Genomic DNA, 15,581 nt, shown 5'->3' with positions numbered 1-15,581 from the left:
AGTTCTCTTGGTCTGTTTCCCGCTTCTCTCAGTTCCACTCTAACGTCCTGTTCCATGATGAACCTGATTGAATAACGAAATTAAGGTAGCACTATGAAGTTTGTTGAAGGTCATACTGTTGGCATTGATTTAGGAACAACCTACTCAGCAATCGCACAACTTGACACAGATGGTCAGCCCATCTCTTTGAAGAATACCGACGGGCGTTCGATTACCCCTTCCGTTGTGTTGCTGGGAGAAGAAGGCCGCGTTGTAGTAGGTCCTTCTTTTGAACGAACCGCCATTGAAGACGATCCCACCCGCATCGTCGAAGCCGTCAAACGACACATGGGCGACGATAATTTTTATGTGGTCTATCAGGAAAAAAAACTGACAGCCGAATTTCTTTCTGCTTTGATCCTCAAAAAGATGAAGCAGGATGCAGAAAAAGATATCGGCCCCATTACCAATGCGGTGATTACCGTCCCTTATTATTTCAATGATGTTCGTCGCAAAGCGACTCAGGACGCTGGTCGCATTGCCGGTTTGAATGTGATTGATATTATCAACGAACCGACGGCGGCAACGCTGGCATATGCCTGGAAGCGGGATGAGTTAGGCAACCCCAACGCCATGCCAGATGGCGAACGCACGATCCTCGTTTACGACCTGGGTGGTGGTACATTCGACGTCACGATTGTCCGTTATTCGCCGACTCAATTCCGCGTACTCGCGACTGATGGTGACGTCATGCTGGGGGGGCTCGACTGGAGTCAACGTATCGTCGACCACGTCGCAGAGCAGTTTAAAAAGAAATTTGGCAGTGACCCGCGCGAAGATCCCGTCGCCATGCGGACCTGCGTGCAGGAGTGTGAAGATGCCAAACGCGAGTTAAGCCATAAAGCGCAGACTCCTGTTTCAATTTATCACAAAGGGAACACATTAACGGTCGCCCTCACACGAGGCGATTTCGAACGCATGACAGCCGACTTGCTGCAACGAACCCGCGACACGACGGAACTGGTAATGCAACAGGCGGGCGTGGAAAAAGGTCAGCTCGATGATGTGGTACTGGTCGGTGGTTCGACTTTGATGCCTGTTGTCGAAGAAATGTTGAAAAACGTCTGCGGCAGCGAACCTTCACGCACAATGAACCCCGAAGAAGCAGTGGCACAGGGTGCCGCCATTCATGCGGCGATTCTGGAAGCCCGGGCAACTGGTGGCGAAAGCCGTATGGCTCAGGCCGTTATCAAACGCTTGCGCAGCGTCAGCACGTCTGATGTGAACTCACACTCTCTGGGTGTAAAAATCACCGACCCCAATGATCGCACACGCAAGATCAATCATATTATGATCAAGCGAAACACGGAAATCCCCGCGAGTGTCAGTCAGAAATTTGTGACGACCTCAGACAATCAGCAGCGGATTCATGTCGTCATTCTGGAAGGAGAGGCCGGTGATCCTGATGCCTGTTCGACCATCGGCGATTTCCGAATTTTGAACTTGCCTGCGAATCTACCCAAGGGCTCGCCTGTGGAAGTGACCTACCGCTATGATGCCAATGGTCGAATTCATGCATCCGCACGAGAGCTGACAGGCAATAATGAATCGGCAACTGAGATCGTACGTGATTCCGGACTGGATACGGCAGGCATTGACCGCTTCGAAATTCTTGCGAAAGACTATCTGGTCGAGTAAGATTCCATCTGGTTGTGGACGGTATCGCTGTGAAAACGGATCACGGTGAAAACTTATTATTGAGAATATCAAACTGATATTGATCACTTCGTTTCTGATCTAAGAGCAAGGAGTCCTCTGAGGTGGCAATAGATGTCTACAAGGATTGGCTGGGAATTCCGGAAGGGGATCGCCCCCCACACCATTATGACTTACTGCGATTGGTCAAATTCGAAGACGAAGAAGAAAAGATTCGCGCTCATTATAAAAAATTAAATGGGCACGTTCGCAAGTATGCGTCCGGAAAATACTCTAATCAGTCACAAGAGCTGTTAAACGAACTGGCGAAAGCCATGCTCTGTCTAACAGACCCGGAGCGTAAACGAGAGTACGATGAAAGCCTGGGACGTGAGTTCGACGAGGATGAAGAAACAGGCCCGCAATCGATCGAACAGATCTTGCTGGAACAGGGACATATCACAAAAGACCAGGCGAATGAACTGAAGGTATTTGCCGATCAACGTGGACTTTCCATGAGAGACGCCGCCGTCCAGATGCGTTTCGTGAATGCCGAGACCGCAACACAGGCGATGGCCCGTTCGAAGGGAATGCCTTATATCGATCTGGAAGAAACAATTCCGGATCACAGTATTCTGCTTCAGCTGCCAGAGCATGTGGCCAAACGCAATACGATTCTGCCCCTCTTCATTGACGACGACGTACTGCTGGTTGCCTGTGCGGATCGACCGACTCATGACCTGGAAGACGACCTGCGCATGCGATATCAGGTTCCCTCTCGCTGGGTGTTGGCCATGCCCCGCTCCATTAATAGTGGGATCAAACAATTCTATGCTGCTGCAGAAGAGGTTGAGGACGAAGAGATCCCTTCCGAAGAAACTGCATCGAAAACCAAATCTAAAAAAGCGGCCAAACCTGCTAAAAAGGTCGAAAAAAAGAAACCAGCCCGCGGGCCAGCCCAGCTTTCACCTGAAGAACTGAAAGAAAAGAAACAACTCGCGTTCATTTTCAGTGGGTGGGCATTTTGTGGTGCGATCTTAATCGATCAGTTTGTTCTGAAAAACTTTCTCTTCCCACAGACGTGGCCGTGGCACTTCATGCTAACCACGCTTTCCGTTCCCATCATCGCCTTTTATCTGATGTCCGGGATATGGAAGAAGTAAAACAGCCCTGATCGGGACACGCCGCATAACCGACACAACTGCCATGGTCGGGACGATTTTCGCGTCTGCCTATCAGTGAACCGCACAGCTCTGATTCCTGCCGACCCGAGTTCCGATAATATGGTATATAGGTAAGAGGGAAAGCTATCATTGATTGAATGGTTTTCCCTGCAGCCTGCCTGATTCCGTTCAACATCAATGAAATGATTCAGACTCCGGAGCCTCTGATGGCAATTTCTTCTATCACTTCTGCAATGAATACGGCGCTATCAAGCATTGACCGCACCAGTCAGCGCGTGGCAGAAATTGCAGAGAATGTATCGTACGGAATTGAAAGCGAAACCGGAAAAAGCAGCCCGTTGATCACCAGCGGCATAGCAGAGCTCCCGCTCCTCAAACACCAGATCGCCGCAAATGTGAAAGTGTTCGAAACGGCTGACAGTCTGTATAACACACTGCTCTCACAGCGGCGCAGATAAGCGAGATTTCACTTACCCGGATTTCGTAAGCTTACCTGCTAGCGCACAACGGGGTTAAGCAGGTCCCGTACCCTGCTTCGCATCACTCTGCATCAGCTGGACCTTCGCTCGTCGACTCCATTTTGCGAAGCTCTGCAATCAAATGTCCCAGCTTGCGAACTTCGATCACTTTCATTTGAAAGCCCAGCCAGTCGCAGACGTCAGCCACCTCTGGAATGTGTTCCAGTTTTTCGTGGAACATTCCGGCGACCGTTAACAGGCCATCATCTGCAATTTCATAATCCTGCTGTAATTTACGGCACAGATAGCGGAGTGTCGTGATCCCCTCGACATGATAGACGCCCGGCTCGACTTCGCGAACCGGCTCTCGTCGTAAGATCCGTTTGGCCCGGCTTGGTTCGGGTGAAAGTATGGTATCAATGATATCATCGTGCGAGAGAATACCGATCGTCTCACCATATTCATCCACCACGGAAGCGAAACGACAGTCTTCCAACTGGAATCGGGAAAAGACATCAGACAGATTCGCACACCAGGGAACATGAATCACCCGCTTCGATTTTTGATTCAACGTTTTTTCAGTAAACGAAGACAATTCCGTCAGCGAGATAATCCGATCGATTTCATCTGAATCGTTCTTGCGTTTGCGCAAAATGATGTAGTCGGTGTTCGGCGTAATTTTCGTCAGGTCTTCCAGCTTTAACGGCATATTAAAAGTGAGGTAGGTTCCCCGGGGACGCATTGCTTCTTCCACTGGCATTTCGGAAAGATCCAGAATGTTATGTAGAATTTGCCTTTCGTGGCGAATCACCTCTTCACTGGCGCCTGACGCATCCACGGCCCGTTCGAGATCTTCCGAATGTAAATACGATTCCTTCTGAATCTGAGGCCAGAATGTCCGCCGCATCATCCGACTGATATTTTGCAGCAGCGGAATCACCGGGTCCAGAATTCGCACGGAGATCGCCAACGGCCAACTCACCATGACCGCGATTTTTTTGCGGAAGACAATCGACAGACTCTTGGGGAGCACTTCGCCGAACAGAATAATGGCCAGCAGGCTCCCGACCGTGAAAAAGCCGGCTCCCACTGTCATCCCGGCGTCGGCCAGTTTCTTGGCAATGACTCCTGCGACTGCGAAATAAGACAGATTGATCAACAGGTTCCAGAACAACACTGCAGTCAGTAACCGGTCGGCATCCGCGGCCAGAGCCGCCACGATCTGCTCGCTCGGTTTCCCTTTGCTGAACTGTCTGAGATCTCCCCGCGATAGATAAAAAATGGCCGTCTCGCTTCCTGAAAAGAAGCCGGAAGCGCAAATCAAGGCGAATAACGCCAGTGATCCTGGAAACCAAATTGCGGCGGAATCAATAAATGCGATTATCATGAAACGGGGTAGCCGCTCTATCCTTTATCAAAAGTGGTTTTTCCCAGGGCAACATCAAATTCGGAAACTGCCGGAATATACATTGCAAGAACGGGAAGCCCATACGCAAACAGAATCGTAATCAGAACTCCCAGAGTTCCTCCCAGTAAAAACGAAGTAATGGCATAAAAGGTCAGAAATGGGAGCAACCAGGCCGAAATCGCCAGAGCCCGCGAGGGGTTACGGTGCGTCAAAGCCGAGTGCAAAGCCGCACTTCCTACGACAATAAATACCAGGAAACTTTGCAACTGTAATGCAAATGAAGACCGTGCCTGCACTAGCAGAATCATGAAGATGCCAATCCCAATAAACAGGAAAAACATAGTGCCCAAACTACCTCCAATGGCCGAACGACTATTGTCATAAGTCAGCCCCATATGCAGGCCTAGCACGACTGCAAAAATCATCAGTGCGATGAAACCAATCAGAGCACACAGAAACCCTTCTGTAGAAAAAGCACCCTGGCTAACAAGATACACCAAAATCAAGATCGGGATCAAAATTACTTCTTTACTGTTATAGAAAATGCCGCCTAACTTCCCGAGTACAAATTCTCGGGCAGAAATATCGGTCACCAATAACAGCTCCAGCGTTTTACTATCTTTTTCTGAAGTGATGGACGTGACAGCCTGCGTGTTCGCCAGGACCAGACTCAGCCAGGCAATCCCTGCAAAAGCCAGCCCCTGAGGAGGGATCACGCCTAGATACAACGTCCCCTCAGCAACCGCGTCCGATGTGACGGCGGCCCAGAGCGTGAAGCCAGCCAGCAGAAAATAAGCCAGCTTGATCACATAGATCTTTCGCCCGTACGCCTTGGTCATGATCTCCCGCCAGATTACGGGATTCGGCCAGATGGTTCGCGTCTGCTCTTTTATGACAACTGCTTCTTTATCTTCTTTGGGCGTCGCTTTAAAAACAGAGCGTGAAGGATTCCAGACCCGCAGCCGCAAAACGGTGTAACCTTTGAGGGCGATTCCCAACACAAACAGACTGATCAAGGAAGGCCAGGCAGAGATCGAAACCGGTTGCAATCCCATATTCAGTGAGAGTGGGTTCAGAATTTCATATAATGTACGAAACGGGTCTAAGCCCGCAATCCAGGGTCGCACCACTGATTGTGTCCCTAACAGGCTGACGGCCAACTCGACCACTCCCAGGAAAACCACCATTCCCAACACACTGATCGCCAGCGTCTGAAATGTTTTTTCGCGCCAGAATGCCACTAGACCGGCCCAGCTTCCTGTTGCGAAAACAGTGACCAGACCTAAAAGTTCCATCCAGAGAATCTGGGATAGTTCAATTCCGCCCAGCAGGTACAGGAACACAAACACCGGAATCGAAGCAGCCAGCAGTACATAAACCACCAGCAGACTCGACTGTGTTTTCCCACTGACCAGTTCACGGTCTTTGAGCTCGGTCATTAAGAGCAGAATCAAGGTCCCGCGGTCTTTTTCCTGGGCGATACTGCCCGCGGAAAATAAGAGTGTGAAAAACAGGACCAGCAGCAACTGCAAAAAAGCAATCATCTGAAAGATCAAATTTCCCAGGCGGGCAAATTCCCCGATCGTCGTGGTCTGGATCTGCTGAGTTCCCAGGATCGTTTGACCAGCAGTGAAAATCAAAATGAAAATCGCAGCAACATAACCGGAACGAATCAGGTAATGGCGAATCTGGCGGGGGGAAGTCAATGCTTCCCGAATGAATATTGGATTGCTAAACAATGTTCTCTGGCCTCTTTTACCCGATAAGTAGCAACATTATATTAAGAGACGCCCTTCTCCCCACGACCGAAGCATGCCAGGCTGTGTTCGCATACTTTCTTCATCATCTTAGATCGTTCTCTGAGTCGCAAATTCTGTCAGCTCCTCAAGAATCTGTCTGGCTGGTGACGCGGGACAAAATTTGAGCGATTCCCGAGCCTGCTTCGCAAAGTCACGCGCCCGATTTGCAGCATACTCGATGGCATCACTGTTTTTAATAAATTGAGCAAGCCGTGATTTAGTCTCTTCACCCGGCTGGGACAGGATCTCTTGAATGGTGGCCTGGTCCTCTGGACTGCTTTGATCCAGCAGCCGAATCAAAGGCAGGGTCAGTTTCTCTTTTTGCAGATCTGAGCCCAGTGATTTCCCCATCTGTGCTTCATCGCCTAGCAGATCGAGTAAATCGTCAGTAATCTGAAACGCCACGCCGAGCGCGCGACCATAATCTTCCAGCGCTTCCACAACGGACTCATCTGCATCCGCATACAGAGCCCCTAGCTCAGTACTTATGGCACACAATTCGGCGGTTTTTCCGTTGATAATCTGCAGGTACTGTTCTTCGGACAGATTTGGATTGCCCCGTTCATAAATCTGGGCCAGTTCACCTTCACAAACCAGATTTGTAGCACGGCCAATCAGACGACAGGCACGGGCATCACCCAGACTGGCACTCAAATGAAAGGCGTGAGTGAACAAAAAGTCACCGACCAGGACACTGGTTTCGTTGTTCCAGCGTGAGTTGACGGTCGCGACATGACGGCGGATCAGCGCGTCGTCTAATACATCATCATGCACCAGCGTGGCCAGATGAATCATTTCGACGACCGAGGCCAGTACATAGTGACTGTCCTTGATGCCCCCCGTGGCCGCAGCCGAAAGCAGCAGCAGGATCGGACGCAGACGCTTCCCCTGAAAACGGGTGATATGCTGCAAAACATCATGAACATAAGGGTGTTTCGAGCTGACTTCGCTCAAAAAAACACGTTCTGCCTGTTCCAGCTCACCGCCAATTAACTCTTCGACACGTGCCAACAGGTCATGTGTCGTAAGATGGTCCCCCATTACAGCCTCACCACAATATCGAATCGATTTTCCAGCTTTTTTGACTGGCGGTCGTTTATTATCAAACACGGAACATATGACCCCTCATTTTGGATCACTATGCCGAGCCATTGTAAGCATTCTGTCGTCAGATAGGAATGCAAACAGGGCCTCCGTGTATGATTTCATCGAGCGAATTTAATCTTTCCGGCATTACCCGAACAAATCGGATGTTCTCGATCGGAAATCGAAAGGCATTATTTGCCTGATGCATTAAAAATCAGTCTGAGTTCCTAAGATAATGCCCGCTTTTCCCACCTGATTTTTCGACAAGTTGGGCGGGCCCGAGACTCATACCCCGATCGACGGCTTTACACATATCATAAATCGTCAAGGCAGCCACACTGACGGCAGTCAGAGCTTCCATCTCCACACCGGTTTTCCCGTCGACCTTGACGGTGGCTTCGATCCGAATCCTCGTCTCATCCAGGGACTCAAAATCGAGACTTACACTATTAATACTGAGTGGGTGACAGAGGGGAATCAATTCGGACGTTTTTTTCGTCGCCATGATGCCAGCAATCCGGGAGATTTCCAGTACATCTCCTTTGGAGATCGCACGATCCAGAATCAGCTTGCGGGTTTCCGGTTTCATCGTGACGAAAGATTCAGCAACCGCCACCCGCGCGGTCACTTCTTTGCCCCCCACATCGACCATGCGGCTGGCGCCCTCTTCATCAAAATGGGTCAAATCAGACATCGGAACCTCAATCACATCGGGAGCTTAGTTCGTTTACAGGAGAATCACCACATCAGAAGTCTCGATGTGATTAAGCGGCATCTGCGGCACTGTCAGATGTATCGGCAGAGCGTGATTGCTTGAAGTTTCCGTCTTCAGTGATGTCATCAAACCGCACCGACATCCGTTTCGAAACTCCTGACTGCTCCATTGTAACGCCATACAGCATATTTCCGACAGTCATCGAACGCTTATTATGCGTGATCATGATGAACTGCGTTGTATCCTTAAAGTCATCAATCAGCCCGGCATAACGCTCGACGTTCGCTTCATCGAGAGCCGCGTCAACTTCGTCCAGAATACAGAACGGGCTGGGACGGCTGCGGAAGATCGACATCAACAGTGCCACCGCAGTCAAGGTTTTTTCGCCACCACTCAACAGAGTTAAGCCACGCAATTCTTTTCCAGGCGGGCGCGCAACGATTTCAATTCCACATTCCAGAACATCATCGGGATCTTCCAGAATGATATCTGCCTCACCGCCGCCAAATAGCTTGCGAAAGATTCCCTGAAAATGGCCGCGGATCACTTCAAACGTATCGTGAAATAATCGCTTGCTCTCTACATTGATCCGACGAATGATTTCTTCCAGAGAAGATTTCGCTTCGCTCAAGTCATCCAGCTGCGATTTCAAATATTCAAAGCGGCATTCCAGTTCATCCAAGTCATTCAGACTGTCAGAATTGACGCTGCCCATCATTTTGATTTTTCGCCGCAGACGATTCACCTGTGCTTCAATCTCGGGCCGAATCTCAAGATAAAGCTTGGCATTAAAACCAGGCTCAGTCTGATCCGCGTCTTCATTTTCAACCAATTCAATCTCGACCGGTTCTGAATCGGCATTCGTCTCCGCAGAGAGATCAACCTGGTTTTCTTCGCTTTCCTCGCCAGTCAGTTCTGTCTGTATCACGGTTTCGTCTTCAGACTCGCTCTGATTCAACTGGTCCTGCACCTGTTCTTCCAGATACTGTTTGAGAATCGACTCACCAGTGGAAACAATTTCTTCCAGTGAGAGCTGAAACTCTTCTTCGATCCGCTCAGCCAGTGTACTGATCTGATGCTCGATATCGCGTGTCTTAAATTCTTCTTCGTGTTTTTTATCACCCAGTTCGCGACGTTCTTTTCGCAATGCTGCTTCTTCAGCACTCAACTGCTTTTTGAGTTGCCGTTTTTCATCTCGCATCGCTGCCAGACTTCTAGCCTGTTCCAGAAAGGTCTCCTGAATCAGAAACTGTTCATCCAGCACGGCTCGCGTATTTAAGATGTGCAGTTTAATCTGGGAATTTTTTTCCAGCGATAATTCATAACGTCGGCTCGATTCTTCCTGCTGCTGTTCACGCTGTTCGAACTCCAGCTTCAACCGACCAAAACGCTGCGTCAGGCCGGTTAAGCGTTCTTCATGCGTCGCCAACTCCAACTGTCGGGCGTTTTGCTGCTCTTTCATCTCCTGAACTTCGCACTGCTTGTTGAGCAAGTCCGATTCGTCCTGCTGAATCTGTAACTGCAGCGCTTCCAGTTTGGTTTCTGTCTCCTGCTTTTCGACTAACACCGCCGCTGATTCGGTCTGCAATTTCTGAGCGTGCAGATCTAGATCCTGCAGATCGTTTTTGACGGTTGCCAATTCTTCGTTGAACTGTTCCAGCTTATGTTCGGCGGCGACTTTCGCTGCCTTTTCCGTGGATAATGCCTCGGATGCGAATTGCATCTGCTCTTGGCAGACGCTCCGTTCTTCATCCACCGTTGATAAAAATGCATCCAGTTTTTCGAGCGCGGATTCATTATCATTGAATGTCCGGTCAATTCTGATCAGATCGTTTTTCAGTTTTCGCAATTCACTCTTGCGCGTGAATATGGCAGACTCTCCGCCAATCGCCCCTACAAACACAGACTGATTTTCTTCAATCAGTTCTCCCTGCAGAGTTACAAAACGGTACTGTTGCCCTAGCGTTCGCGACAAATTGACGGCGGTCTCTAAGGAATCCACGATCCAGGTATCCGACAACAGCAACTCTGCCAAAGCCTGATTTTCAGGCGTTGGTTTGACAAGTTGGTCAGCGCGGTAAATTACCCCGCGCTCCGCAGACAAATCCAAGGCACCGCTTTGTGAATCTGTTGAGAATGATTCCGTGCTTGCGGTATCACCTCCCACAGAGAAACCGCTCATCGGCGGTACTGTCTGATCGTTTTCGGTTTGACTCTGAGGCCGTGTAATAAAACCAACGCGTCCCGAAATCGAGTACTTTCCCTCTTTCAGGAACTGATATAGCGGATCAAATTCGCGGATGACTAATAACTGCGACCGATTTCCTAGCGCGACTTCCAGAAGTGCTGCCTGTTCCAGATCGACATCCAGCAGATCAGCCACACTTCCCACAATCGTATTCCAGGGGGAATAGTTAGACGTCTGCGCCCGGTTCAAGATTTCCTTGACTCCGATACTGATCCCTTCCTGGCGTCGCTCCAGATCTTCAAGCACACTTTTACGGGCCTGATACGCACTCCGTTTTTCTCGCAGGTCAGACAGAAGTTGTGTTTTCTGGTCTTGTTCGCCTAACAGATTCTGCTGTTTCACATCGACATCAGACAGACTTTGCGCAAACGTGGCTACTTTCTCGCCAGCAATTTGGAATTGTGCTTCGCACGCCGCAAGGACAGACTCCGATTCCTCTACGCGGGCTTCCAGCTGCAGTCGTTTTTCGTTCGCCTTGTCTGTTGAACTGTGATAGGTCTCCAGTTGCGTTTGAATCGAAAACAGCCGATTATCCAGCGTCAGAGACTCTTTATTCAGATCATGCACCTGTTGCTGTTGTTGTTGAATTTGTGCATTCGCCGCGTCCAGTTCTTGTGTGACTACGACAATCCGCGAACGCGTTTCTTCGAGCTTCTCGCGTTGCAGTTGAAATTCGGTCTCGGAATTGTTTTTCTCATTCCCAACCCCTTCCAGATCTTTCTGAATTTCTGAGGTTCGCCTTGCCATCAGAATTCGCTGTTTGCGCAAACGAATGATCTCGGCTTCAAATTCGTGCTTCCGCTCGAGTTGGTGCTCGATCGCGGTCTGGTTTCCCGCTATCCCTTCTCGATGCGAAGCCAGTTTTTTCTCAACCGACCGCAACTGATCGTCATATTCTGCGACTTCGGAATCAATGGCAGACATTTTTTCTTCGTATGTCTGATACTCGTTATTCATCTCATCGATGCGCTGTTGATACTGACCGATGGTTGCCTGGAGGGAAGACTGCTGAGAGGTCAAGTGACGCCAGTCATCCGCGGCCATCCCCATCCACAACTTACGAAGTTCCGTCGATGCTTCGCGGTATTTCGCCGCTTTGGAAGCCTGACTACGCGTCGAATTCAACTGGGCTTCCACCTCATCGACAATATCAGTCAATCTGAGAATATTCTGCCCGACCCGCTCCAGCTTTCGTTCCGCGTCCACCTTTCTGGATTTATAACGGCTGATTCCTGAAGCTTCTTCAAATACCACACGCCGCGTCGCAGCATTGGCCTGTAGAATTTGATCGACGCGGCCCTGCTCGATGATACTATATGCCGATGTCGCCGCACCAGTGCCCATGAACAGATCGCGAATGTCTTTCAGGCGGACCGGATTCCGGTTCAAAAGATATTCGGAATCACCGTTCTTCCACAAACGGCGGCCGATGTGTACTTCATCGGCGTCAATATCCAGAAAGCCTTCTTTGTTATTAAACGCCAGCGTGGCTTCGGCATACGCATTCGGCTTACGGCCCTGAGAACCGTTGAAGATGACATCGGTCATGTCTTTGCCGCGCAGGCTCTTCGGGCTCTGGTCACCCAACACCCACTTGATACCGTCCACGACATTACTCTTACCACTTCCGTTGGGCCCGACAACGCAAGTGATGCCTTCCGAAAATTCAAAGATGGTCCGGTCGGCAAAACTCTTAAAGCCGAACAGTTCCAATGATTTCAGCATCACGTAACCTTACACGGGAAAACAGATAGTGGGCGCCTGACTTTAACCTGGCAAACACAACGCAAAAGTAACAGTTCTTAGTTTTCAAAAAGGCTTATTTTTTAAAGTAACGGAACAAGCTTTGGAACGTGGTCTGTTTGATGAATTTGTCATCTTCTTCGTCATCGTCTGATGCTTCTGACTTACGATAATCAGCTAAACTCGCTTTACCATTGTCATCCAAGTCACCATCTTCTAAATCATATTTTGAATCTTTCGATGTCTTCGTCTGAGGTGCTCCCGAGTGGAATATGTTCGGAACCACATTCTGGTTTCCGATACGAGCCCCCTTCTTCGACTTAGGCTTGTTCGATTTCATCGAACCTGATTTCAAAGCCATCAAAGCGTCTTCCTCAGTAGGCCGATAGTACATGCGGCCCCCTTCGGGTAGCGCATCGATTTCAACCTGACCGTCAATGTTCCCCTGTTGATGTGCCTGCAAAATCATTTGAGCGATATCGGGGTAACTGGCCCCCATATCAACGGCAGTTCGAAGAACAACGGCGATATTTTTAGAGACCCGCTTTCGCTGATCCGGTTCGCCAACCTCATATTTACTGACTGTAATTTCTTCAGTACCCGGGGCACCGGTAATCAGGACTTCCCCTGCCCGAACGGCAATCGGCACGCGAAATTCCTGTTTCGAACCGAACAGGACCACTTCAGGATGCTTACGGTGTGTAATGTGAATCATCGAGCCCCCATTTTTCTGGGTCCCCTCTTTCGCATCTGGATCATGATCGGCAACGGTTTCCAGTTCGGTTTCCAGAACATGCAGCAGGAACTGCCCGTTCATATTTTCGCCGCGAATAAACGGATCGTTTTTATCCAGAGTCCAGAGTGCCCGAAATGCGCCATAGCGGGTCTCGGCACTGGTCATACTCATCAAATCCCGCAAATATAGATGTGCCTCTGGCTCATCAACGGCCGACATCGCCGCCAGTGCATAAACACGAAACGCCGGTTCTTCCCGAGCCGCTTCTGCCAACGCTTTGAGTCCCGAACCGTCATCCAGATAGGCCAGCGCCACAGCCGCATGAAAACGGACTTCCAGCAAAGGGCTCTTCAGAGCCGCTTTCAGAATTGGAATCGATTTTTTACCGATCGCTTCCAGCTGAATCGAAGCACGTTCCGCCTTATCGGGCATCATGATTTCCTCGGTCAGCTTCTGCATCCGCACGCGTTGTGCGACATCGGTCTCACGGAAAGCGATATATCGTACCACCTGCAGGTAGCGTGAATCGTTATGTTTATACCGCGGCTTCAGCTTCAACACGACTTTCTTATCCGTCTTGGCTTCTGCCAGTGGTTCTTCAATTCCGTATTTATCAAAGTGATGGAAGCGGGTGCCAATTCGATTGGCGATACGCTGCGCGTTTCGAATACTCTTAAAATCGTTTCGCAGGTACAACGCCAGATCACGATCATCCGCCATGGAGATCCCGCCTGATAAAATTCGTCCACGTCGCAAAATTCCCGCGGTCGCTTTTTTACGATCTTCTTCTGAAATCGGCGGAATCAGAATCGGCCCCTGTGCCTTGGCGAGGATATGACCTTTCAAAAGCCCGCGGCCCTGAATCATCGCCTGTTCAGCCAGGTAGGACTCCATTAACCAGCCCCCTTCCAGGCTGGTCGCTTCACTATTACCGGGTAGATAAACTTCTACATCAAACGTCTCGCCTTTGCGAATCAGGGGCGGCAGATAGGCTTTCACGATTACCAGTGCCGTAGAAGGACTGCGTAAAATATGGTTTGGATTTTTAACATTCCGGCGGCGCATCTCGCGGAGTAATGCTTCACGGTGAACTGAAGGCGGAGGATTCCCGCCGGTCCCTTTTAATCCGGTCACCAGCCCCACACCTTGCAGCGCGATCAGATTTTTCCCCGTAATCTGCGTGTATTCTCCGATAAACGGAGTTTCCACTTTCGTCTCAAACTCTTCTATCAGAGACGTTTCTTCGTCCGGACTTTGAGAACGCAGACTGGCCGGATTCAACCAGTTTTCCGGGTTCAAATTCAGTTTCTGACACCCCGTAAAACCGGCTGTCAGCATGATTACCACGATGAATAGATTGACAGAGTTCTTCACAGTACGACCCCGTTTGTGAGAAAATAGTCTTTTCAGAATGTTCGTTTTCGACAGAGACCAACCCCGAACGCAATTTGATCATCAAGCAGCCAGGTGTAGGAATACAACCTGCCCCTGTTTCAGTAAATACACTGAAAACAACCTGAGGAATCAAACATTGTCAGAGCTGACAAAGCAGAAAACCTGAAGAGAATTGAGATTTGATTTGAGAGAGAGAGAGAGTTATGTGGATCGGGAGCTTATTGCAAAGCGAAAAACGGGTCAATAGCGTTTTTCAGCTTAGAAAATAGCTGAGACGGTTCCCAGAATTGGTCCCATCCGAGCCGAGCGAAATGACCATAGCTTATTCAAGTAGTTGCAGTTTCTCAGCTTCCGTACGTGTCCGACGAGTTTGGTTCGGACTTTTTGTAGAATGAAGCTGGACGTCAGTGATCGAAATTCCGTCAAAAAAATCAAGTTCACTCTGGGCTGAGGGCACAACTTTCACCAGATCGGTTAATCTGGCTGGGCGTACTTTGATACTAACCTGATCAATGGGAGTAATCCGCAGTGTATGTAGATCGGGAAAGAAATGGAGTTGAATTCGTGAGGCTTCAATCTGAATCGTTTTCTCATCACTGGTTCGCAGCAGTGTGACATGCTCTCGGTCTCTGCTACTGAGCACCAGCGACCGCCCCTGATCATGATTGATCAGACTGGCATTCCGAGCAAACATTCGCAGTTGATCCCGCTCGTTTTCAATTTCGACATTCCCTTCCAGACTCATTCTCAGATCCTGCGGATCTTTATACGAAACCTCAATTCGGTTTGCCGAAAACCGTGTTTGACCGCACAAAAGCTGTGCATCGTGACTAAGGGTGATTATTTTTTGATCAGGACTCTTAAACCGAACGCTCAGATCTTTCCCCTGCATTGAAAAGGGGCCGAACTGAAGTGTATTGGTTTCCGTCAACTGGACCGTCTCGATTTTTGACTTTTTGTCCACATCAAAAATAGGGTCAGTCGCCCGGCATTGATCATGAATCCCTGCCAGACAAAGCAGTACGGCGCAACATCGTGCCAACATCAAAAAACTCCCATTCCAGTCTGATATAGTAGTTCTCTCTAGTCATTTCACAGACCTGACTGGTGATCAACACGGTTTCCGTTCTATAGA

10 protein-coding genes are annotated in these 15,581 nt (G+C 49.5%); 3 read left to right on the top strand and 7 right to left on the bottom strand.

Translation table 11 applies throughout. From position 1 onward, the window contains the following. Window positions 1-93: 93 nt before the first annotated feature. The 3 genes from AAC022_RS20860 to AAC022_RS20850 all read left to right on the top strand — a co-directional run bounded on the left by AAC022_RS20860 (window position 94) and on the right by AAC022_RS20850 (window position 3,316). The gene (locus tag AAC022_RS20860) at window positions 94-1,677 is read left to right on the top strand and encodes an Hsp70 family protein (protein WP_339734047.1); all 1,584 of its coding nucleotides are present in this window, start codon (window positions 94-96) and stop codon (window positions 1,675-1,677) included. Between the two features lie 122 nt (window positions 1,678-1,799). After that, window positions 1,800-2,837: a hypothetical protein gene (locus AAC022_RS20855; RefSeq protein WP_339734045.1), complete on the top strand. Its 1,038-nt coding sequence runs from the start codon at window positions 1,800-1,802 to the stop codon at window positions 2,835-2,837. A 227-nt stretch (window positions 2,838-3,064) separates the two neighbouring features. Then, entirely contained in the window at window positions 3,065-3,316 is a 252-nt protein-coding gene (locus tag AAC022_RS20850; RefSeq protein WP_339734043.1) for a hypothetical protein, read from the top strand. An 82-nt stretch (window positions 3,317-3,398) separates the two neighbouring features. Here AAC022_RS20850 and AAC022_RS20845 read toward each other — a convergent pair whose 3' ends face one another. The 7 genes from AAC022_RS20845 to AAC022_RS20815 all read right to left on the bottom strand — a co-directional run bounded on the left by AAC022_RS20845 (window position 3,399) and on the right by AAC022_RS20815 (window position 15,491). Next, window positions 3,399-4,703 (bottom strand): CNNM domain-containing protein, encoded by a 1,305-nt coding sequence (locus AAC022_RS20845; RefSeq protein ID WP_339734041.1) that lies wholly within the window; start codon window positions 4,701-4,703, stop codon window positions 3,399-3,401. A gap of 17 nt (window positions 4,704-4,720) precedes the next feature. After that, window positions 4,721-6,463, bottom strand: coding sequence for an ABC transporter permease (locus tag AAC022_RS20840; protein ID WP_339734040.1), 1,743 nt, complete (start codon window positions 6,461-6,463; stop codon window positions 4,721-4,723). 108 nt (window positions 6,464-6,571) lie between these two features. Continuing rightward, on the bottom strand, window positions 6,572-7,633 hold the full coding sequence (locus AAC022_RS20835) for a polyprenyl synthetase family protein (protein ID WP_339734038.1): 1,062 nt from the start codon (window positions 7,631-7,633) through the stop codon (window positions 6,572-6,574). A 190-nt stretch (window positions 7,634-7,823) separates the two neighbouring features. After that, a complete protein-coding gene (gene moaC, locus AAC022_RS20830; RefSeq protein WP_339734036.1) occupies window positions 7,824-8,303 on the bottom strand; it encodes a cyclic pyranopterin monophosphate synthase MoaC in 480 nt (159 codons plus the stop codon). A 70-nt stretch (window positions 8,304-8,373) separates the two neighbouring features. Continuing rightward, complete coding sequence (gene smc, locus AAC022_RS20825; protein WP_339734034.1) at window positions 8,374-12,297, bottom strand: chromosome segregation protein SMC; 3,924 nt, start codon at window positions 12,295-12,297, stop codon at window positions 8,374-8,376. Between the two features lie 94 nt (window positions 12,298-12,391). After that, the gene (locus AAC022_RS20820) at window positions 12,392-14,425 is read right to left on the bottom strand and encodes a flagellar basal body P-ring protein FlgI (protein ID WP_339734032.1); all 2,034 of its coding nucleotides are present in this window, start codon (window positions 14,423-14,425) and stop codon (window positions 12,392-12,394) included. 343 nt (window positions 14,426-14,768) lie between these two features. Continuing rightward, window positions 14,769-15,491 (bottom strand): hypothetical protein, encoded by a 723-nt coding sequence (locus AAC022_RS20815; RefSeq protein ID WP_339734030.1) that lies wholly within the window; start codon window positions 15,489-15,491, stop codon window positions 14,769-14,771. Window positions 15,492-15,581: the final 90 nt, after the last annotated feature.

This window comes from uncultured Gimesia sp., assembly GCF_963976445.1.
Classification (GTDB): Bacteria; Planctomycetota; Planctomycetia; order Planctomycetales; family Planctomycetaceae; genus Gimesia.
This window is presented reverse-complemented; position numbering and strand designations above follow the sequence as displayed.